The sequence below is a fragment of the Paenibacillus sp. KS-LC4 genome, assembly GCF_036894955.1.
GTDB lineage: Bacteria > Bacillota > Bacilli > Paenibacillales > Paenibacillaceae > Pristimantibacillus.
In genome coordinates this window covers 3571593-3592462 of sequence record NZ_CP145905.1, presented here as the reverse complement: position 1 = coordinate 3592462, position 20870 = coordinate 3571593, and the positions used below count along the sequence as shown (strand labels likewise).

Genomic DNA, 20870 nt, shown 5'->3' with positions numbered 1-20870 from the left:
AGCATTACTGTAGCACGCAAAAACCATTTATGTCGAGTGATTCAGTTGGAATGAATTTTTAAGTGGCCGGAATGCCAACTTTTTTAATAAATGCGGCGATATCCTCCTTAAACAATAGAAGCAGCGGCCTGCGCTGATCATCAAAAACTAACAGCTGTGGCGCCTTGCCGGCACATACGAATAAAAAAACTTCTTTTACTTGGAGTGAAAGATTGTTTGTGCTTAGCTTGTAGGGCTCTGCGAGTGGAACGCGATACACATAGGTACAGGTATTGTCATTCGTCAATTGAGGGGCGAGACCTGTAACAGAGCCTAGCCAGCTTTTTGCCATTTTTTGGTAGTTCTTGTCATTCGGTACGGTCAGAACGACTTTACCGGCCTTTACATCAAAAACTTGAACCGGTCCTACGGTTGAATGCTCTTTCGCTTTCTCCTCAGCAAAGCCAGTGGAGGCGAAAATAAATAGTGAGCAAGCTGCGCACAGGGCAGCTATCCATTTTTGCAGCTTCATGTTGGCATGCTCCTTATCTGTATATGGCTTAGTAATTGTACTTGAATTATTATCCCCATCTTGACACAGAACCATGTGAAGGTATCATTAGGGAAAATGAATGGTTGCATGATAATAGGAGGCTCGATGAATATGAATACTGAGAAATTAAACGTTGCGCTGCTGCAAATGGATATAGATGCAGGTAATCCAGAGGCTAACTTTGCCAAGCTGGAGCAAATGCTTGAGAAAGCGGTTAGCGGTGAGCGAAAGCTGGATGTTATTATTTTTCCCGAAATGTGGAACACGGGCTACGCGCTGACGGAAATTGAAACGCTAGCCGATGTGAATGGAGAACGTACGAAGCAGTTATTGTCAGCCTTCTCGGCCAAGCATCAAGTGAATATTGTTGCGGGCTCAATCGCGGAAAGCAGGGCGGATGGGATTTATAATACGATCTTTGCTTTCGACCGTGCGGGGGAAACGATTGCGGATTATTCTAAAATTCATTTGTTTCGTTTAATGGACGAGGAAAAATATTTGCAGGCTGGCGATAAGCTAGGCTTCTTCCAGCTCGGCGGTCAGGAAGCCGGCATGATGATCTGTTATGATATCCGTTTCCCTGAGCTTGCTCGCAAGCTGGCGCTTGGAGGCGCCAAGCTGTTATTTGTTCCAGCCGAATGGCCTAATCCGCGCCTGCATCACTGGAAAACGCTGCTGACCGCAAGAGCGATTGAAAATCAAATGTTCGTCATTGCCTGCAATCGGGTGGGGCAAAGCGGCGAAACGAGCTTTTTCGGCCATTCACTCGTGCTTGATCCGTGGGGGGAAACGATTGCTGAGGGTGGGGAGGAAGAAGCGATTATTTATGCGGAAATCGATTTGTCGCTAGTTGATGCCGTTCGAGGCAAAATTCCCGTTTTCGAAGACCGCAGGCCTGGACTCTATTAGAAGCATGATGAAAAATCAGCTCCGCTGCCTATTTCATCATGCTCCCCAGTACATTTATTATTTATAGTGGACAATGGTTTTGTTCATCGTCCTAATGAAAGCTTCTGTAGCTTTAGACAGGTAACGGCCTTTGCGGCTGGCGATGACCAGCGTCCGAGATGCTTTGGGCGATAGCGGCAAATAGATGGGAGCGAATTCGCTCCCTCTTTGGCGTGTCAGCATTTTCGGGACGAAAGCGATGCCCATGCCGCCCGCGACGAGCGATTGGACGGTTTCAATATTGCTGCTTTCAAATACGATTTGCGGCGTAAAGCCTGAAGCCTGACACAACTCGACTGTAATTTGCCTGAAGCCCTGGCCTTTTTTTAATCCGATAAAGGGTTCGTTGCGCAATAGGCTAATCGGCACAGGCTCCGTGCTTTCCGCAAGCGGATGCTGCGGCGGGATCGCGAGGCAAATTTCTTCTTCCATTAATGGCTCCCATGCAAGCGAGGTGTCAGCTAACGGAAGAGACAACAAGCTGAGATCGGTGCCGCCGCTTGCTGTTAGCTGCTCCAGCTTTGCTGAAGTATCCTCCACGAGCACAACTTCAATTTGAGGATACTGGGCGCCGAATACCGGAAGGACAAGCGGCAATATATGCGAGCCCGTAATCGGCAGCGTTCCGACGACGAGGCGTCCGCGCCGCATTTGTGCCATATCGTCCATTTCCTGCTTGAGCTGCTCGATTGCATCAAGGATCGTTTGGGATTTGTCGACAAAAACTTGCCCGGCCTGCGTCAATTCAACGGAATTGGTCGTGCGCCGAAACAGCAGCACGCCAAGCTCCTGCTCCAGCTTCGACAGCTGCTGGCTGAGCGAGGGCTGGGCGATATGCAGCTTTTCCGCTGCACGGGAGAAATTTTTTTCAATTGCGATTTGCAGCACGTACTGCAGTTGTCTGAGCTCCATTGGCAACCTGCTTTCTTTTTGTCTGGGAAGACCTTCTTCATTTACCGTTATAGTTGTTACCTATAGACATTATAGATATTATATCTTGGATCAATCAAGTGCCAGATGGTATGCTTAGAGCATCATTTTTGAACAGAAGTCGAACAATGGGGTGAATGTAATGGCTAAAAGAACGATGTTTGAGAAAATTTGGGACAATCATGTCATTTATCAAGAAGAAGGTAAGCCAAGCATTATTTATATTGATCTTCAATTAGTGCACGAAGTAACTTCGCCGCAAGCATTCGAAGGTCTTCGCATGTCTGGTCGTAAAGTACGTCGTCCAGATTTGACATTCGCAACGATGGATCACAACGTTCCTACGAAAGACCGCTTCAACATTAAAGATCCAATTTCCAAGCAGCAAATTGATACACTGACGCAAAACTGTAAAGATTTCGGTGTAAAGCTGTTTGATCTTGATAATATCGACCAAGGCGTTGTACACGTTATGGGTCCAGAAATTGGTCTTACGCATCCGGGCAAAACGATCGTTTGCGGCGACAGCCATACTTCCACGCATGGTGCGTTTGGCGCGCTGGCATTTGGTATTGGAACTTCCGAGGTTGAGCATGTAATGGCAACACAATGCTTGCAGCAATCGAAAGCAAAAACGATGGAAGTTCGCTTCACGGGCAGCCGTAAACCGGGCGTAACGGCAAAAGATATGATTTTGGGCGTTATCGCAAAATACGGTACGGACTTCGCTACTGGCTACGTTATCGAGTACACAGGCGAAGCGATTCGCTCGCTGACGATGGAAGAGCGCATGACAGTTTGCAACATGTCGATCGAAGGCGGCGCTCGCGCAGGTCTGATCGCTCCTGACGAAACGACGTTCAACTATCTTCGTGGACGCGAATATGCTCCAGCCGATTATGATGCAGCAGTAGAAGAGTGGAAATTGCTTTCCACTGATGAAGGCGCAACTTATGATACGGTTGTTGAGTTTGATGTAGATTCTCTGATCCCGCAAGTAACTTGGGGTACAAGCCCTGGTATGGGTACAGATATTACATCTTCGGTTCCTTTCCCGGATCAGCTGCCTACAGAAAACGAGCGTAAAGCTGCTGAGAAGGCACTTGAATATATGGATTTGAAGCCAGGCACGCCTATGAACGAAATCGAGATTGATTACGTGTTTATCGGTTCTTGTACAAATGGACGGATTGAGGATCTTCGCGCTGCTGCTGAAATCGCTCGCGGCTACAAAGTTAGCGATAGAGTTACGGCAATCGTAGTTCCAGGCTCGGGCCGCGTTAAAATTCAGGCTGAAAAAGAAGGCCTTGATAAAGTATTTATAGATGCAGGCTTCGAATGGCGTGAAGCAGGCTGCTCGATGTGTCTGGCGATGAACCCGGACGTTCTGGAGCCAGGACAACGCTGCGCTTCGACATCGAACCGCAACTTCGAAGGCCGCCAAGGCCGCGGAGGCCGTACGCATCTCGTATCTCCAGCAATGGCTGTTGCTGCAGCTGTTATGGGCCGCTTTACAGATGTGCGTGATTGGAATGTCAAAACAGAAGTGTTGAACTAATCAGAACGTGCGAGAGGGGTATTACCGATATGGAACCATTTAAACAGTTTAAGGGCATCGTTGCTCCAGTCGATCGTGTCAACGTAGATACAGATGCGATTATTCCTAAACAATTTTTGAAGCGTATTGAGCGCAGCGGCTTTGGACAGTTTTTGTTTTACGAATGGCGCTTTTTTGAAAACGGCGAAGTAAACCCGGAGTTTGAGCCGAATAAGCCACGCTATCAAGGTGCTTCCGTTCTCATTTCTCGCGCTAACTTTGGCTGCGGCTCCTCCCGTGAGCATGCGCCATGGGCGATTCTCGACTATGGCTACAAAGTCGTTATCGCACCATCTTATGCGGACATTTTCTACAACAATTGCTTCAAAAACGGCATTTTGCCGCTTAAGCTGAGCGAAGAGCAGGTTGAAGACTTGTTCCAGCGCACAGCGAAGCATGATGGCTACATGCTGAATGTTGATTTGGAAAACAATCGTCTGACTGATGATTACGGATTGGAAATCAACTTTGAGCTTGATGAGCACCGTCGCCAGTTTTTGCTGCAAGGTCTTGATGATATCGGTCTGACGCTTCAGCACGAAGATAAAATTACAGCTTACGAGCAAAAACGCGCTGCAAAAGCGCAAGCATAAGCTGCAAATAAGGTGAAACGTATAGAGAAGGATGGAAAAACGATATACGTTTCTACCTTTTAAAAAAGAGGGCAATTTCCTGTCGGAAAATTTGTCCTCTTTTTTCCTCTATACGCAACTTTTTCTTACGCTATGCGTCTAATATTTTAGTCTGTTTAAGTCGAATGCACCCCATTCGATGAGGGCAATTTCAGTCATCGAGGTGGAAAATGAAGAAATTTGTACCGATTCTGTTGCTCATGTCGTTGTTATTTACACTGTTTTCCAGTGCAGGACATGCTGCCGAGGTTGTGCCAAAGCTTTATTTGAATGGGGCTTTATTAGATTCGAAGGTAGCGCCGCAAATCGTCGACAACAAGTATACGCTTGTGCCGATTCGGCTTGTGTCGGAGAGTATCGGCTACAATGTAGGCTGGTCGTCAGCTACACAGACAGTTACTGTACATAATGGTTCTGATTCCATCGTACTTACGATTAACCAGGATGTCGCCTTTATTAACAATGAGCAGGTGAAGCTCGATACCCCAGCTCTGCTGCAAAAAGGGACAACCCTTATTCCGCTGCGGTTTGTTGGTGAATCTCTCGGGATGAAGGTCAATTGGGATCAATCGACAAAATCCGTCCAATTGTTTAAAGAACCAGATCCAACGCCCACTCCAACTCCAACAGCAGATCCGGTTGTCACACAGCCTGATGGCATTGTAACAGGTATTTCCTATGACAATGAAAATGCAATTATTATTCATTACGAGGGAAGCGCAGTCTACAATCAGCCCTTTAAGCTAGAAAACCCGAAACGGATCGTAATGGACATTCCAAAGGCCTCTTACTCGGATACGCTTTTGGCACAGCTGAGCTCAGGGCAGATCAATCTTGAAGTAGGCGAGCATCCTTACTTGAATGGCATACGCTATTCGTTGTTCTCGACTAGCCCGGCAACCGTCCGCATTGTGCTTGATCTGAAAGCAGATGCCGATGTGGATATCATAAACAGCGCGTTAGGCGAAATTCGCGTGAATGTCATTGATCCGCTGCCTGTGGAAGCTACACCGTCACCAACGCCAACTCCAATGCCTTCTGCAACGCCAACGCCAACTGCGGGTCCAACACTGCCAGCAAACGGTGTTTATTCGATCGTAATTGACGCGGGGCATGGCGGCTCTGATCCAGGTGCCAAAGGAATTAACGGCAGATGGGAGAAAGAATTTAATCTCAGTATTTCTTTGAAAGTGAAGGCCTTGCTGGATAAGGAATCGAAAATAAAAGCTTATTTATCCCGCCCGGATGACAATTACGTGAAGCTAGAGGATCGGGTAAAGTTTGCTGAAAATCTTAAAGCCAATTTATTTTTGTCTGTTCATGCCAATAGCAATCCAAGCAGTGCCGCAACAGGTACGGAAACCTATTACACAAGAGCTAGCAGCAAGGCATTTGCCGATGCGGTGCATAAGCAGTTTGCTAAAGCAACAGGTCTTAAGGACCGCGGGGTCAAGCAGCAAAGCCTGCATGTAACGAGAGAAACGACGATGCCGGCGATTTTGCTCGAAGCAGGATTTTTGTCTAATGCCGACGATTACAAGAAGCTGTTTGATGAAGCGGTGCAAAATAACATAGCTGCTGGAATTGTCGCAGGAATCAAGGATTATTTAAAAATATAAGCATCTATAAGTTTTACATTTATTCATAGACTTATATTTCACCTGCGAAACGGAAGCTTGGCAGCCAAAGACAAGCTTCAACCGTTTACGCTTGAGCTATCGTAGAGACGGGGGGATAACAGATGCTGCGAACAGTAAGCCAGTTCATGGTAACTTTATGTATAGTTGGACTTGTAGCGGGCTGCGGTGCGGTAAATAAGCCGACTGAATCAGGCGCGGGCAGCAGCCCGTCGCCTTCTATTCAGCCATCTGCTGCTCCGACAGCCGAGCCGTCAATTGAGCCTGAAAAACAGACAGCGGAAATAAAGGTATACGGGGGAAATGAAGAGCTGGACGGTTTAGTGGAGCAGCAGGTTCAGGTTGCCTATAGCTCAGAGCTGGAGCTTGTTCAAAACGCAATAACAGCACTGCAGCATGTGGAGGGCGAAGGCGCTGTATCACTGTGGAAGCTGATCGAGGTTAAATCGGTGCTGCTGGGAAGCGATGGCCAGGTGACGATTGATCTCCATCTGTCTGATGAATCCCGGCTCGGTTCGCCAGGCGAAGTATTAGTGCTGGAGACGCTCCAGAAAACATTGTTCCAGTTCGATTTTGTAAAAGCCTATGATTTGCTCGTCGATGGAGACAGCGCTGATACGCTGATGGGCCATGTTGAGCTTGAGCATCCAACATTCAGGCCCTAGCTTTACCGCCAGAGGAGGCTATCAGCCGTTTGCGCTTGAAATATAGGAAAGAACTTGATTTTTGATTCATTCTCTATATTTCTACGCGAAACGGAAGCTTTACCGCCAGAGGAGGCTATCAGCCGTTTACGCTTGACGTTATGAAACTATTCGAGGGGAACGATAATTATGGCATTGTCACGATCATCAAAATCTATTATTGCAGGTACGATTGCATTTTCCGTTTTGGCGGGGCCGTTTGTAGTTCCCGCGCCTATTTCGTATGCGGCGACAGTAAGCTCCAATCCGTTTAACGATGTAGCATCGAATCACTGGGCGCAAAAGCATATTACAAAGCTTTCGTTTCAAGGCATCATTAATGGCTCAAACGGTTTATTTCGTCCGGCTGACAATGTGACGCAGCAGGAAGCCGTTCTTATGGCTTTGCGTTTTATTGGTGCAGCAAATGAAGCGCCGGCTGATGATACGGTTGCGTTTCCGGAAACATTTGTCATTAAGAGCGATTTTAAGGGCGAAGTGAAGCTTGCTTTCGATAAAGGCTTGCTGGATCAGGCTGAAGAATATGCGCTTGCCGCTTCCGGCGATCAAGCTGTAGGCTGGGGACAACGCCCAGCTACACGGGAATGGGTAACGAAGCTGCTCATTCGTGCTATTAATCAGAAGAGTACAGCGGACAGCCTGCAAAATGCCGTTTCATCGTTTAATGATGCAGACCAAATTGCCAGCAGCTACCGCGGCTATGTCAATGCTGCTGTTTCACTAGATTTGGTTAAAGGCGTAACAGCCGTCAAGTTCGATCCTAAAGCGAATGTAAACCGTGCAAGCCTTGCAACACTGTTCAGCCGTGCTGAGAAGCTGTACCCGGTTGAATATGCAGGACAAGCAACGGGTGTGCTGCTGCAAGCCAGCGACACGGGCATTACGATTTACAGCAAGGAGCAGTCGGCTGTATACACGCTCAGCGCAAATACGGCCATTTATCGTTATGACTCGGAAACGCCTATTGCAGCTAAGGATCTTGTACAATATGCGAATGTAACGGTTATTACGAAATCGGGTACGGCTGCGTACGTGGAGCTTCAGGATGACAAGCCGCAAATAAAGACGCTAACAGGCACGGTTGGCCGCGTGCTGCCGGATCAGAAGCTGCTATACGTGTGGATTGATAATAAGCCGGTAGAGGTTTATTACGACGACTCGCTTATCGTAACCGAAACGTCTGGCAAGACGATTGCCATTAGCGACTTGAAGGAAAACAGCGCAATTACAGTGACGCAGGATACGTTCCGTGCGTCCCCTAAGGCGCTGAAAATTACAGTTGATCAGCAGACAGGAGCAGCCGTGCTGAAAGGTACGTTTATTTCTGGCGATGCAAGCGTCCTTACGTATGAAGACAGCGCAGGCAAGCTGAACTCTAAATTTTTGGGCAGCACGGTTGAAATTATAATCGAAGGCATCGTAGGGCCAACGATTGGCGATTTGATTAAAGATGTGGATCAACTGCAAATTACAACGAATGATCAGGATCAGATTACAAAAATCGAAGTCATAAACCGCAACGTTCAGACGCTTGTTGGCGCTCAGGTGGAAAGCTACAACGCGGACAAAAAATTCCTTGTCGTTTTTGACTCTGCCGGGAATAAAGCTTACCCGCTTTATTTGACAGACAAGACGAGAATTGACAACAACGGTAACGCAATCAAGCTGGAGGATATCGGCACTTGGCTGACTAAAAACCGCAAGCTGACGATTACTTACAGTGGAGACAAGGTTGTGTCCTTGTCGATCGCAAGCAAATACACGGGCAAACTCGTTTCCATTAATGCCTCCAGCAACTCCGTTACACTAAGCGTGCCTGGCGGCGTAGATGTTACGGTTGCTTATTCGGCACCAACGGTGGAGGTTCCAGGCATTTCAGCAGCATCTCTGACTGATCTTAAAGTTGGCGATACGATTACAACGGTTATGAATGTGAATCAGGATCGGGCAACGCTCATTCAGGTTCATCGTCCAATCCAATATGAAGTGCGCGCAGTAAACACTGGCACCAAAAAGGTTACGGTCGTTAATGCGCAAAATGTACAGACAGATCTAGTGCTGTCGGGAATCGATATTACGAATGAGACAGGAAGCAAGGTGGCGATTGATACACTTGTTCCGGGTACTTTGATTAATGTCAGCTACATTGGCAAGCAAATAACTGCCGTGAAATCCATCGTTGTATCTTATGGAACCGTTCAATCGGTAGGCACAAACAGCATTACGCTGACGAATGAGAACGGTCAGACAACAACGGCTGCGCTTGGTCAAACATTTTTCATTACGAAGGGCACATCTACTTCTGCAACTACATCGACGCTCGCAACGGGAGATCGGGTCCAACTGAGCAAAAATGAAAATGATGTGGTGCTGGTCACCGTAGCCGTTGGCCAGACAAGAACGTTTTGGCAGTATGACGCTACGGCTGGACAGCTGTGGACACTCAAAACGACCGATGCGGACAATGGCAATTATTTTTATGTGACAGGTACAACGAAGCTGTTGAAGGATGGAAAAGCGATTTCGCTACAGGACATCATATACGGCGATCAGATCATCGTTTATGCCTTCAAAAATAAAGCGGTGGAAATCGTAAAAGTGTAAATTGGTAAGGTTATGTGACAAACTGCCCTGCGGGGCAGTTTTTTTATTGTTTTTTCAATATTTATGGTGGATTATAGTTGCATGGAGAGACGATTTTCGCTACACTTTGAACGATAGTGTTGGAATGGGAGAGAGGACGATGAATGCGAAGCAGAAGATGCGGCACATATTGGATACTCTTGCGGAGATGTTTCCAGACGCACATTGCGAGCTGAACCATTCTAATCCGTTTGAGCTGACGATTGCCGTCTTAATGTCTGCGCAATGTACCGATGAGATGGTGAATAAGGTAACCGAGAGCCTATTTCAAAAGTATAAGCAGCCGGAGGACTATGTGGCGGTTCCGCTGGAAGAGCTGGAGCAGGATATTCGAAGGATCGGTTTATTCCGAAGCAAAGCTTCCAATATTCAAAAATTGTGCCGCATTCTCATTGATAAATACGATGGAGAAACTCCTTCCACGCATGAGCAGCTGGTCGAGCTGCCGGGTGTTGGACGCAAGACGGCGAATGTCGTCATGTCTAATGCGTTTAATGTGCCGGCTATTGCAGTCGATACCCATGTTGAACGTGTATCCAAGCGCCTTAGTGTAGCGAAGCCTGATGATTCTGTGCTGGAAGTTGAGAAGAAGCTCATGAAGCTTGTTCCCAAAGACGAATGGACCCTTACCCATCATCGGCTCATATTTTTCGGCCGCTATCATTGCAAGGCGCAAAATCCACAATGCGAGGTTTGTCCGCTGCTGGATTTGTGCAAAGAAGGAAAACAACGTATGAAGCCAGGCTTAAACAAGAAAACTGTTAAGAGAGTGGCTAAATAAGGTTGGCTAATAACCAATACTTTTAAAATGAAGGATGATGACAGTGAAGTGTATTTCCGTGTATACAAATAGTTTTGAGCTTTTCTCTGATATTTATGAGCAAGTGCTTAGCTCCCCGCCAGAAGAAAACGAGGATATCGTAGTGGAAGGCGTAACCGTTAGCGGCTCTGGCGACGTGCCTGACCAATACATCGAGCGTATGCGTCAAAAACCGGAAGTCGTTGTTATGCGTGAAAAAGAGCGTAACATTATGATTTTGCAGCATGGCAATGTATTCGAAATTTGCATGCCTTCCGATGATGAGGAAATTGCATAGATTATGGCTGAAATGACGGTACAACGCATTGAAGAGGCAACAATCCTGGCAGCCCGCAAAATGACGGACGCAGGTGATGCGCTGCACGCCAAACAAGTTATGGAGGTACACAGTAAGCTGGCCGAGGGTCGGCTTACTGTTGCTTTTTGCGGTCATTTTTCCGCAGGCAAGTCCACGCTGATCAATCGGCTGTGCGGGGCTCAGCTTCTGCCCTCGAGTCCGATTCCGACCAGTGCGAACGTAGTGTCCATAAGAGGCGGAGCAGAGGCGCGGGCAAGCATCATCACGGAGAAGGATGGCAAGGCGTCTAGCCTCAGTGTCCCTTTGGAGGAGTTGGACCGCTATTGCGTAGACGGTGAGCAGTTCCAATCGGTCTCGATTACGTATCCAACTGAAAGATTAGGCAATCATACGGTGCTTCTGGATACGCCGGGCATTGACTCTACGGATGATGCCCACCGGATGGCAACCGAATCAGCGCTGCATTTGGCGGATGTCGTGTTTTATGTCATGGATTATAATCATGTGCAATCGGAAATTAATTTTGCATTTGCCAAGCAGCTTAAGGATTGGGGCAAGCCGTTATATTTTATTGTGAATCAGATTGATAAGCACAGGGAACGCGAGCTAACGTTTGCTGAGTATCGCAAAAGCGTAGAAGAGGCGTTTCAAGCTTGGCATTTGGAGCCAGCGGGAATCGTTTATTTGTCGTTGCGCGAGCCGGATCATCCGCATCAGGAGTGGGAGGCGCTTACGCGGCTGCTTGACGAGCTGAAGGAACTGCGCGAGCCGCTCGCAGCTTATAGCGTCGATGCTTCGCTGCGCCATCTTGCAGCGGAGCATTTGAAATGGTGCGAGATGCAGGATGAACCGGAGAAGGAGCGGCTGCTTGACGAGGCAGGCGGAGAAGAGGAAGCGCAGCGGGTCAAGGCAGAGCAAGGCGAGCTGACGCTGCAAACGAAGCAGCTTGAAGCAGAGCCGGAAAGGCTGCGTCTGGAGCTGCGCCGGGATTTGCAGGCGCTGGTAGACAATGCAATCATTACGCCAGCTCCGGTGCGCGACTTGGCTCATGCGTTTCTGGAAAGCAGAAGGCCTGGCTTCAAGACGGGGCTGCTGTTCGCTGGAGCGAAGACGGCTGCTGAGCAGGAGCGCCGTGCGGAGCTGTTCTGTCATGATTTCGCTGGCCAAGTGAATGCGGCAGTTGATTGGCATGTAAAGGATTTGCTGCGCCGTGCCGCTGAGAAAGTTAGCTACGCAGCGGAAACGCTGGAGCAGCAGCTTGCCGAGCAGTTTAGCTGGAAGCCGGATACGTCATGGCTCATTCAGCGCGTAAATACGGGAGCGGTATTCGGCAACGAATATACGATGACGTATACGCGCGAATTAGCCGCAGAGGTGAAGGAGCTTTACCGGAAGCGCGGCAATGAGCTGATAGACGCGCTGACGGCGCATGTGGCGGCAGCGAGCGAGACGGCCGCTGCAGACGTTCGCGGACGGCTTGCGGCGCTTGATGCGCAAGCTGGAGCGCTAGGGCGGCTTGAGGCGCTCGCGGAGCGCGCCGCGCAGCATGCGGCGCAGGTTGCGGGGACGCTGCCGCAACCGGTGGCGCGGCCGGCGCTGCCTGCGCCGCAGCGTGCAGCGGCGGATGTGCGCGCGCACGCTGGTGTAGACGGCGGCGCGGCAGCGGGCGCCGCCGGGGGTGGCCGCGCGAGCGAAGCTTCGCCGCGCGGCGACGGGGCGGCAGCGGGCGACGCTGCTGCCGCAAGGGCAGGCGGCGCGGGCACCCGCGCGCCGCGAGCGCAGGCTGCGCTCGGCAGCGGTGAAGCGCTGTCGCAGCAGCATGGCGCAGCAGCGCGCTTGCTCAGCGCAGCCGCGCTGCTGATGCCGCACGCGCCGCTAGCCGCGGCCGCGCAGGCGATGCAGGACAAGGCGAACCGGCTCCGCAGCAGCCGGTTCACAATCGCGCTGTTCGGAGCGTTCAGCGCGGGCAAATCCTCGCTCGCCAATGCGCTTATTGGCGAGCCGGTACTGCCGGTGTCGCCGAATCCGACGACGGCGGCGATCAACCGTCTCATGCCGCCATCGGACGGCTGCGAGCATGGCACGGCGGGCGTCGTCATGAAATCTCTGGGCGCCGTCCTTGAAGACCTGCGCTATTCGCTCGCTTTGCTCGGCGAAGACGCAACGGACACTGCGCTGCCGGACGCTGCCGCTCTCATGCGCGCAATCGACCGCCTGTCGCCAGATGCGATTCACGCTGGCGGACGTCCGCACTACAGCTTCCTGCGTGCAGCACGCGCGGGCTGGGAAGCGCATGAGGCGCTGCTTGACCAGCGCCTCACCGTCTCTCAGGCGGAGTACGAGCGCTTCGTAGCGGAGGAATCGCGTTCCTGCTATGTCAGCGAAATCGAGCTTTATTACGATTGCGAGCTGACGCGGCAGGGCATCGTTCTCGTAGATACGCCGGGAGCCGATTCCGTGAACGCCCGTCATACGGGCGTTGCGTTCAATTACATTAAAAATGCCGACGCTGTCCTGTTCGTCACCTATTACAACCATGCTTTCTCACAGGCAGACCGTCAGTTTCTTATGCAGCTTGGACGGGTCAAGGACCAGTTCGAGCTCGACAAAATGTTTTTCCTCGTCAATGCGGCTGATTTGGCTGCGGACCAGGAGGAGCTTGCGGGTGTCCTGAAGCATGTGGAGCATAATTTGCTCCAGCATGGCATTCGTTCGCCGCGTCTCTATCCGGTTTCAAGTCTGGATGGTCTCGACGCGAAGCAAAATGGCGATAGCGAGCTGCTGGCACGCTCTGGCATTGACGCGTTTGAGCGCTCCTTCCTGCATTTCGTTAGCGAGGATTTAGGCCGGCTTGCGATTGACGCAGCTGAGCAGGAAATTGTGAGGGCGGCAGCTACCGTAAATGGCTGGCTGAACAGTGCCGCAGGCGATGCGGCCACGAGAGAGCAGGAGCGCAGAGGGCTGGCTGCCCTGCAACAGCAGGCAGAGCTGCTGCTTGCCTCCTACCGCTCCAGCGAGGCGCCGCCTCAGCAGGCACAGGAGCTAAGCGAGCTGCTTTATTACGTCGTGCAGCGCCAGCAGCTTCGATTCGGTGAATTTTACAACTATGCGTTTAATCCTTCTGCCTTGCAGGATGATGGTCGCGATTTGAAGAAGATGATTTGGACGGCTTGGCTTGATTTGCAGCGGCAAATTCAGATGGAGCTGGCGCAGGAGCTGCAAGCGACCTCGCTGCGTCTGGAGAGAATTTTGAATGGCCTTTTGCGTAAGCAATATGACAGCTGCGCTTCCGAGCTTGCCGCTCTGCTAACCGGCTACCAATCTATCCCTTATGAAAATGCGGCCATTCCTACTCCGGAAATCGACGTTGATTGGACGACAACGGATATTACAAGCAAGTGGCTGTGGAGTCGCTTTAAATCGCCGCGGCATTTTTTCGAGGGCGACGGTAAAGGACAGCTGCGCAAGGAGCTTGAAGCGCTGCTCATTCCATCGCTCCAGCAGTGGATGGCTGCTGAGAACAGGCAGTGGACCGAGCGCTACAGCGCGCTTTGGAAAAAGTACGCTGAGCAGTCAGGCGAGCAGCTACAGCAGGACGTTGTCAACTATGTAGAGGGCAAGCGCGTCTCGCTGGCGGACAATGCCGATGTGGGCCAATTGCGTGAGCTGCATCAGCAATTAATTCATCTTCATAGCGCAACAATTGCATAAGCTTTCATCTAATAATAATCTGAATGCTTTCAGCGACTGATAAAAGTTGCTGAAAGCATTTTTTATTTGGCCAAGCCAAGTGAAATTGTTTGGGCTTGTTTTGTGTGTTTTTGTGCAAAAATGGCGTAAGACCCACACTTTAGGGATGATTTAAGACGATACTTGAGCATAGGTTAGTTAGTGTTTCCAAATTGCCATAATCGGCTGTTTAAATGTAATATACGGAAATTTACTCAGATTGCTCCTGTCATGGGATGCTGATAATATTCATTCATGCTTACAAAAAAGAACAGGGAGTGGGTATTTGCTTGGACGTCTTTAGGCAACTGAAACGATTTTACTGGGTCGAACGAAAATTCCTTCTGACCTCCATCGTCTGCCTGATGTTTGCGACGGCGCTCGGACTCGTATATCCGAATTTGCTTCGCATTTTAATCGACGATGTCATTAAAGAAGAGCAGTATGGCAAGGTGCCGGCGTTAGCGCTAACCGTTGTGGGGGTTGTGACGTTAAAGGGCTTCATGCAATTTTTACATGGTTTTTTTGGGGGAAGGATCGGCAACCGAGTAGCTTTTAGACTTCGCAATGCTTGTTATGACAAGTTGCAATCGCTATCTTTTCAATATTATGACAAAGCGAAAACAGGCGATCTCATGTCGCGCTTGACCGCGGATTTGGAAGCGATCCGCAATTTTATCGGCTTTGGCTTCGCCCAAATTTTGAACGTAGTGCTGATGGTCGTGTTTGGCGGAGCGATGATGCTGTCCATCCACTGGCAGCTGACACTCATTACCTTGGTTACGATCCCGCTGCTGGTGTTTACAGCTTTGCGCTTCGAGCGCAAAATCCACCCGGCCTTTCAGGAAATGCGCCGCGCGCTCAGCAGCCTGACGACAGCCGTGCAAGAAAACATTACGGGTGTTCGCACGGTGAAATCCTTTGCCCGCGAGCCGCATGAAGTGAACAAATTTTCAGTGAAAAACGAAGCCTATCAGACGAACCAGATCGGTGCAGCGAAAATATGGGCGCATTATTTCCCTATTATGGAGTTGTGCGCCAACATAAGCGCAGTCATTCTGCTTCTAGCAGGCGGAATGCTCGTCATTAGAGGAGAGCTCAAGCTAGGCGAGCTGGTGGCCTTTTTCAGCTTAACTTGGTACATTATCGGCCCCATGTGGGGCATTGGGTTCCATATTAACAACTATACGCAATCCAAAGCCTCCGGCGAGCGGGTGCTGAATCTGCTGAATGAGCATGTCCATGTGAAAAACCTTGAGCATGCTATTGTGCTGGACGATCAATTGGTTAAAGGGCATGTCCGCTTCAACGATGTAACCTTTCAATATCCTGATAAGGCTCCGGCGTTAAGCAATCTCTCTATTGATGCGCCGGCAGGCTCGGTCATTGGTTTTCTGGGAGCTACAGGCTCTGGAAAATCGACGGTCATCCAGCTCCTCATGCGCGCCTACAATGTGAAAGAGGGCAGCATTACGCTTGATGGCATGGATATTCGCGACATTGACGTGTCCAGTCTCCGCAGACAGATGGCTCCCGTTTTTCAGGAAACGTTTCTGTTCTCCGCTTCCATCCGCACCAATCTGGCTTACGGCATGCAGGACGTAACGGATGAGCAGATTGAACGCGCTGCGAAGCTGGCGAAGGCACATGACTTTATTATGGAAATGCCAGAAGGCTATGACACCATTGTCGGTGAAAGAGGAATGGGGCTGTCTGGCGGACAGAAGCAGCGAATCGCGATTGCCCGCGCCCTCATTAAAAATCCGCATATTCTCATTCTTGATGATGCGACGAGCGCTGTAGATATGGAGACGGAGCATGAAATTCAGGCGGGCTTCAAGGAGCTCATGGCGGGGCGCACGACTTTCATTATTGCCCACCGTATTTCCTCGCTGCGCCATGCGGATGAAATTATCGTTCTGGATCAAGGCGTAGTCGTGCAGCGCGGCACGCATCAGCAGCTGTTGGCACAGCACGGCCCGTATCGCGATACTTACAAAATTCAATACGCCGACTTCCCGCTCGAAGAGCTTCAGCAGGCGGACGTGCAGCGGAAGGAGGGGGCGTTCTAATGAGCAGTACATCCGGGACAGATAAATATGATAAGAAGGAACGATTTATTTACAAAGATGATGATGCCATCGAGAAGCCGTTTAACTGGGCGCAGGTGAGCAGACTGTTTGTATACATGAAGCCTTACAAGCGTCAGCTGATTCCAGCCATTTTCATGATGTTTGTTGGTACATTGACACGCCTGGCGACTCCGGCACTCGTCATCCTCGCGATTGACGAGGCGATTCAGCCAGCGGAAGGCGCGGCAAGCATGCCCAAGCTTTACCTTTACGCGGGCCTGATGCTGCTGCTGTATGTCATCCAATGGGCTGCCAACAGCTACCGAATCAAATATACAAACATTATTGGACAAAAGGTTATTTATGATCTGCGCCATGATCTATTCAAGCATATCCAGAAGCTCAGCTTCCGCTTCTTCGACAAGCGTCCGGCAGGCTCCGTGCTTGTGCGGATTACGAATGATGTAAACGCCCTTCAGGACTTGTTCACGAACGGTGTCGTCAATTTGCTGATGGACTGCGTGCAGTTGCTCGGAATCGTTGTCATTTTGCTGGTCTGGAACTTCAAGCTGGGGCTTGCCATTATGGTGACGGTGCCGCTGATGTTTATCGTTTCGACTGCGCTGCGCAAACGGATTCGCTTTGCCTGGCAGGACGTTCGGATGAAGCAATCACGCATTAATGCTCACTTGAACGAAAGCATTCAGGGGATGAAAGTAACGCAAGCTTATGTTCAGGAAAAAGACAATATGCGTTTTTTCGACTATATGAATACGGTAAATGTGAAATCATGGAATAAAGCATCGGCGCTCAACCAAGCGTTTGGTCCAGTCATTGAAATCACCTCAGCGCTCGGTACCTTTATTTTGTTCTGGTATGGCGCACATTTGATTCAACAAGGCGCGATTACAATCGGCTTGCTCGTCGGCTTTGCCAACTATATCGGCAACTTCTGGGACCCGATTAATCGGCTCGGCCAAATGTACTCCCAGCTTCTGATTGCGATGGCATCCTCCGAGCGAATTTTTGAATTTATTGATGAGGAGCCAAACGTAAGCGAAAAGAATGCAGCGAAGGCGCTGCCGAATATTCGCGGCGACGTTGTGTTTGACAACATTATTTTTGAATATGAAAAAGGACGCCAAGCGCTCAAGGGCATTAGTCTGGAGGCAAAGGCTGGTCAATCCATCGCTCTCGTTGGACATACAGGCTCGGGCAAAAGCACGATCATCAATCTGCTTTGCCGATTTTACGATCCAGTTAGCGGCAGCGTGAAAATTGACGGGAAGGATATTCGCGATGTCACAATCGAAAGCTTGCGCTCCCAGGTAGGCATCGTGATGCAGGACACGTTCATATTTTCGGGCACGATCCGCGACAATATTCGTTATGGCAAGCTGGATGCAGCGGATGCAGATATTGTGGAAGCAGCTAAAGCGGTACATGCCCATGATTTCATTATGAATTTGCCGGATGGCTATGATACGGAAGTAGAGGAGCGCGGCAACATTTTGTCGATGGGTCAGCGCCAGCTGCTCTCCTTTGCCAGAGCCTTGCTCGCCAATCCGCGCATTCTCATTCTCGATGAAGCGACAGCAAGCATTGATACCGATACGGAGCTGAAAATTCAGGAGGCACTTAAGACGCTGCTTGCTGGACGGACCTCCTTCATGATTGCCCATCGTCTGTCAACGATTCGCAATGCCGATGAAATTATCGTGCTGGATCACGGCCGCATCGTCGAGCAGGGCAAGCATGAAACGCTTATAGCCAAAAAGGGCGTATACAATGGACTGATAGAAGCCCAATATCGCTTCTTGTCAGCTTAAGTCGAATCGAAGCGCGGTCAAGGTCTTGATTTTTACTGCAGGAACCTCCACAATGGAAGAAAAAACAATTCGGAATCGGAATCGTTGCCCTGAAGGGGCAGCCGCCGACAATTATCCGGTTTGCTTCCAGGAGGTTCTTTTTATTATGTATGGATCACCATTGTCCGGGGCTTCGCGTAAGCTAATGCTGTTGGGATCAGGAGAGCTTGGCAAGGAGGTTGCGCTTGAGGCGCAGCGGCTCGGAGCTGAGACGATTGCAGTTGATCGCTATGAGAACGCGCCGGCGATGCAGGTTGCTCATCGCTCTTATGTGGTTGATATGCTGGATGGAGCAGCACTTAGACGTATCATTGAAGAGGAACGCCCAGACTATATTGTGCCGGAAATTGAAGCGATTGCAACCGAAACGCTGCTGGAGCTTGAACAGGAGGGCTTCCGCGTCATTCCAACAGCTCGGGCTGCATGGCTGACGATGGACCGGGAAGGCATTCGCCGCCTTGCTGCCGAGCAGCTTGGCCTGCCGACGGCCGCCTACCGTTTTGCCGATACGCTGGAGGAGCTGCGTGAAGCGACAGCAGCGCTAGGTTTTCCATGTGTAATTAAGCCAATTATGAGCTCATCTGGCAAAGGGCAAAGCGTCTGCCGCAGCGAGGCAGAAATTGAAGCCTGCTGGAACTATGCCATGGAAGGCGGTCGTGCGAAGAAGCAGCGGATTATCGTTGAGGGCTTTATTACGTTTGAATCGGAAATTACGCTGCTTACGATTCGCTCTGTATCAGGGACAAGCTTCTGTGCGCCGATTGGTCATGTGCAGAAGGATGGCGATTACATCGAATCGTGGCAGCCTCATGCCATGAGCGTGAAGCAAATCGAGCAGGCAGAGGAAATTGCCCGCAAGGTGACGGAAGAGCTGGGCGGCTACGGCCTCTACGGCGTTGAATTGTTCCTAACAAAGGATGGCGTGCTGTTTAGCGAGGTTTCTCCGCGTCCTCATGATACAGGTATGGTTACGATGGCAACGCAGGATTTATCGGAGTTTGCGTTGCATGTTCGCGCTATATTAGGCTTCCCGATTCCAACGATTAGATTGCTGTCTCCAGGTGCTTCTCACACGCTCAAAGCGGATCGCGAAAGCAGCGAGTTCCGTATTGGCGGTGTGAAGGAAGCGCTGGCGCTGCCGCATACGCAGGTGCGTATATTTGGCAAGCCGGAGACGAAGGTTGGGCGCCGGATGGCTGTTGCGCTCAGCACGGCTGCAGATGTGGAGCAAGCACGTGAAACGGCGCGGCAAGCGGCGGAGCTGCTGCACGTCACATACGGAGAATAAAATGCAGAAGGGCTGCCGCGTCCAGTTATCGTATGGGCGCAGCAGCCCTTCTTTCTCGGATTGAAACGCGCCTTGCCGCCAAGGTCGGCAATAGCCGTTTCACCTTGAATTCTAAGACTGTATAAGTTTTATTCTTATATTCACTTAGAATTCTCCGTCAAAGCTCTTCGTTCGCCCTAGAAGGGCTACGAAGTCGTTTTTGCTTGAAATATAAGCATTTACAAGTTTCCCACTTATCATTAGGCTTATATTTCTCGGATTGAAACGCGCCTTGCCGCCAAAGGTCGGCAATAGCCGTTTCACCTTGCCCTACTTTGTTTTTTTCCAATACACGCCTGTAGAATCTATTGTGACGAGCGGATCGGTAATATGATGGGCGTTGCGGAAATCGGTTACAGCTGCGGAGCAATAGCCGATGGAATAATCGTCAATGACGATAAAGCCTCCGATGGTTACTTTGGGATACAGATGGGTCAGCGCATCCATTGTCGAGGAATACATGTCGCCATCGAGGCGGGCAATTGCTATTTTATTCGTTGGCGCCGACGGCAGCGTATCCTTGAACCAGCCTTTAAGAAAGATTATGCCATTGTCATACAAATCGTATTTTTGAAAATTGCTGACGACTTCGGGCAGGGAAACGCGTAAAAAGTCCTGTTCATGAAATTTCGAGGTTTCGTCAATGGGACAGCGAGCCTCCGGTTTGGGCAGTCCTTCAAAGGAATCGGCGACGATGACTTTCCGGTTCGTTATGCCGTGCACCTTCAGGAAGCCGCGCATGAAAATACAGGTCCCGCCGCGCCATACGCCGGTTTCAATAAAATCGCCCTCGATGTTGTTGGTAATGACGGCATTCATAAGCTGATGCAGATGATTCATGCGAATACGTCCAATCATACTATGTGCAATGAGAGGCCAATCAAGACCTTGCAAGCGATTTTCCTTCGTCGCGCCAGGCTCATGCTCCAGCCAAATTTCAAATAATATTGCTTTTTTCAACATTTCCAAATACATCTCTTTTGGTGTATTATTGCTCATAATCACAGTCCTTTTCTTTTTTATGGTTAACGTATGAATATGAATCAAGGTTGAAAATGGCTTGTGTGTACGACCATTGGCGCGAAAAACTTATACATCGCCCATCATTTGTAAATGATTGTGAAAAGGAGAGA

15 protein-coding genes are annotated in these 20870 nt (G+C 50.0%); 12 read left to right on the top strand and 3 right to left on the bottom strand.

The genetic code is table 11. The features are described 5' to 3' along the window. Positions 1–58 precede the first annotated feature (58 nt). Positions 59–511 carry a hypothetical protein gene (locus tag V5J77_RS15100; protein WP_338551663.1) on the bottom strand — a complete coding sequence of 151 codons (453 nt, stop codon included), beginning with the start codon at positions 509–511 and terminating at the stop codon, positions 59–61. 132 nt (positions 512–643) lie between these two features. Here V5J77_RS15100 and V5J77_RS15095 point away from each other — a divergent pair, with 132 nt between their 5' ends. Continuing rightward, on the top strand, positions 644–1441 hold the full coding sequence (locus V5J77_RS15095; RefSeq protein WP_338551662.1) for a carbon-nitrogen family hydrolase: 798 nt from the start codon (positions 644–646) through the stop codon (positions 1439–1441). Positions 1442–1498: 57 nt separating this feature from the next. On the opposite strand, the gene V5J77_RS15090 is transcribed toward V5J77_RS15095, so the two are convergent. Beyond that, positions 1499–2392 (bottom strand): LysR family transcriptional regulator, encoded by an 894-nt coding sequence (locus tag V5J77_RS15090; RefSeq protein WP_338551661.1) that lies wholly within the window; start codon positions 2390–2392, stop codon positions 1499–1501. A 160-nt stretch (positions 2393–2552) separates the two neighbouring features. On the opposite strand from V5J77_RS15090, the gene leuC reads away from it, so the two are divergent. From leuC to purT, 11 genes are all read left to right on the top strand, one after another. Further along, positions 2553–3968, top strand: a complete 1416-nt coding sequence (leuC, locus tag V5J77_RS15085; protein ID WP_338551660.1) for a 3-isopropylmalate dehydratase large subunit — start codon at positions 2553–2555, stop codon at positions 3966–3968. A gap of 29 nt (positions 3969–3997) precedes the next feature. Further along, a complete protein-coding gene (gene leuD, locus V5J77_RS15080) occupies positions 3998–4600 on the top strand; it encodes a 3-isopropylmalate dehydratase small subunit (RefSeq protein ID WP_338551659.1) in 603 nt (200 codons plus the stop codon). Between the two features lie 209 nt (positions 4601–4809). Next, on the top strand, positions 4810–6258 hold the full coding sequence (locus V5J77_RS15075) for an N-acetylmuramoyl-L-alanine amidase family protein (RefSeq protein WP_338551658.1): 1449 nt from the start codon (positions 4810–4812) through the stop codon (positions 6256–6258). Between the two features lie 122 nt (positions 6259–6380). Beyond that, a complete protein-coding gene (locus V5J77_RS15070; RefSeq protein ID WP_338551657.1) occupies positions 6381–6941 on the top strand; it encodes a GerMN domain-containing protein in 561 nt (186 codons plus the stop codon). A 168-nt stretch (positions 6942–7109) separates the two neighbouring features. Next, the gene (locus V5J77_RS15065) at positions 7110–9584 is read left to right on the top strand and encodes an S-layer homology domain-containing protein (protein ID WP_338551655.1); all 2475 of its coding nucleotides are present in this window, start codon (positions 7110–7112) and stop codon (positions 9582–9584) included. Between the two features lie 139 nt (positions 9585–9723). Next, on the top strand, positions 9724–10404 hold the full coding sequence (gene nth, locus V5J77_RS15060; RefSeq protein ID WP_338551654.1) for an endonuclease III: 681 nt from the start codon (positions 9724–9726) through the stop codon (positions 10402–10404). 43 nt (positions 10405–10447) lie between these two features. Beyond that, a complete protein-coding gene (locus V5J77_RS15055) occupies positions 10448–10720 on the top strand; it encodes an NAD/NADP transhydrogenase alpha subunit (protein ID WP_338551653.1) in 273 nt (90 codons plus the stop codon). 3 nt (positions 10721–10723) lie between these two features. Continuing rightward, positions 10724–14452, top strand: coding sequence for a dynamin family protein (locus tag V5J77_RS15050; RefSeq protein ID WP_338551652.1), 3729 nt, complete (start codon positions 10724–10726; stop codon positions 14450–14452). Positions 14453–14760: 308 nt separating this feature from the next. Next, complete coding sequence (locus tag V5J77_RS15045; protein ID WP_338551651.1) at positions 14761–16542, top strand: ABC transporter ATP-binding protein; 1782 nt, start codon at positions 14761–14763, stop codon at positions 16540–16542. Continuing rightward, the gene (locus tag V5J77_RS15040) at positions 16542–18371 is read left to right on the top strand and encodes an ABC transporter ATP-binding protein (protein ID WP_338551649.1); all 1830 of its coding nucleotides are present in this window, start codon (positions 16542–16544) and stop codon (positions 18369–18371) included. Before V5J77_RS15045 ends, V5J77_RS15040 begins: the two co-directional genes overlap by 1 nt. A 145-nt stretch (positions 18372–18516) precedes the next feature. Next, positions 18517–19698 carry a formate-dependent phosphoribosylglycinamide formyltransferase gene (purT, locus tag V5J77_RS15035; RefSeq protein WP_338551648.1) on the top strand — a complete coding sequence of 394 codons (1182 nt, stop codon included), beginning with the start codon at positions 18517–18519 and terminating at the stop codon, positions 19696–19698. Between the two features lie 309 nt (positions 19699–20007). On the opposite strand, the gene V5J77_RS15030 is transcribed toward purT, so the two are convergent. Continuing rightward, positions 20008–20736: a TylF/MycF family methyltransferase gene (locus V5J77_RS15030; protein WP_338551647.1), complete on the bottom strand. Its 729-nt coding sequence runs from the start codon at positions 20734–20736 to the stop codon at positions 20008–20010. Positions 20737–20870 lie beyond the last annotated feature (134 nt).

What these genes read in the sequence shown, in the direction of transcription:
- V5J77_RS15100 (WP_338551663.1), bottom strand. Translation starts at nt 511, where the DNA reads ATGAAGCTGCAAAAATGGATAGCTGCCCTGTGCGCAGCTTGCTCACTA.
- V5J77_RS15050 (WP_338551652.1), top strand. Translation starts at nt 10,724, where the DNA reads ATGGCTGAAATGACGGTACAACGCATTGAAGAGGCAACAATCCTGGCA.
- purT (WP_338551648.1), top strand. Translation starts at nt 18,517, where the DNA reads ATGTATGGATCACCATTGTCCGGGGCTTCGCGTAAGCTAATGCTGTTG.
- V5J77_RS15040 (WP_338551649.1), top strand. Translation starts at nt 16,542, where the DNA reads ATGAGCAGTACATCCGGGACAGATAAATATGATAAGAAGGAACGATTT.
- V5J77_RS15070 (WP_338551657.1), top strand. Translation starts at nt 6,381, where the DNA reads ATGCTGCGAACAGTAAGCCAGTTCATGGTAACTTTATGTATAGTTGGA.
- V5J77_RS15075 (WP_338551658.1), top strand. Translation starts at nt 4,810, where the DNA reads ATGAAGAAATTTGTACCGATTCTGTTGCTCATGTCGTTGTTATTTACA.
- V5J77_RS15065 (WP_338551655.1), top strand. Translation starts at nt 7,110, where the DNA reads ATGGCATTGTCACGATCATCAAAATCTATTATTGCAGGTACGATTGCA.
- leuC (WP_338551660.1), top strand. Translation starts at nt 2,553, where the DNA reads ATGGCTAAAAGAACGATGTTTGAGAAAATTTGGGACAATCATGTCATT.
- leuD (WP_338551659.1), top strand. Translation starts at nt 3,998, where the DNA reads ATGGAACCATTTAAACAGTTTAAGGGCATCGTTGCTCCAGTCGATCGT.
- nth (WP_338551654.1), top strand. Translation starts at nt 9,724, where the DNA reads ATGAATGCGAAGCAGAAGATGCGGCACATATTGGATACTCTTGCGGAG.
- V5J77_RS15090 (WP_338551661.1), bottom strand. Translation starts at nt 2,392, where the DNA reads ATGGAGCTCAGACAACTGCAGTACGTGCTGCAAATCGCAATTGAAAAA.
- V5J77_RS15095 (WP_338551662.1), top strand. Translation starts at nt 644, where the DNA reads ATGAATACTGAGAAATTAAACGTTGCGCTGCTGCAAATGGATATAGAT.
- V5J77_RS15030 (WP_338551647.1), bottom strand. Translation starts at nt 20,736, where the DNA reads ATGAGCAATAATACACCAAAAGAGATGTATTTGGAAATGTTGAAAAAA.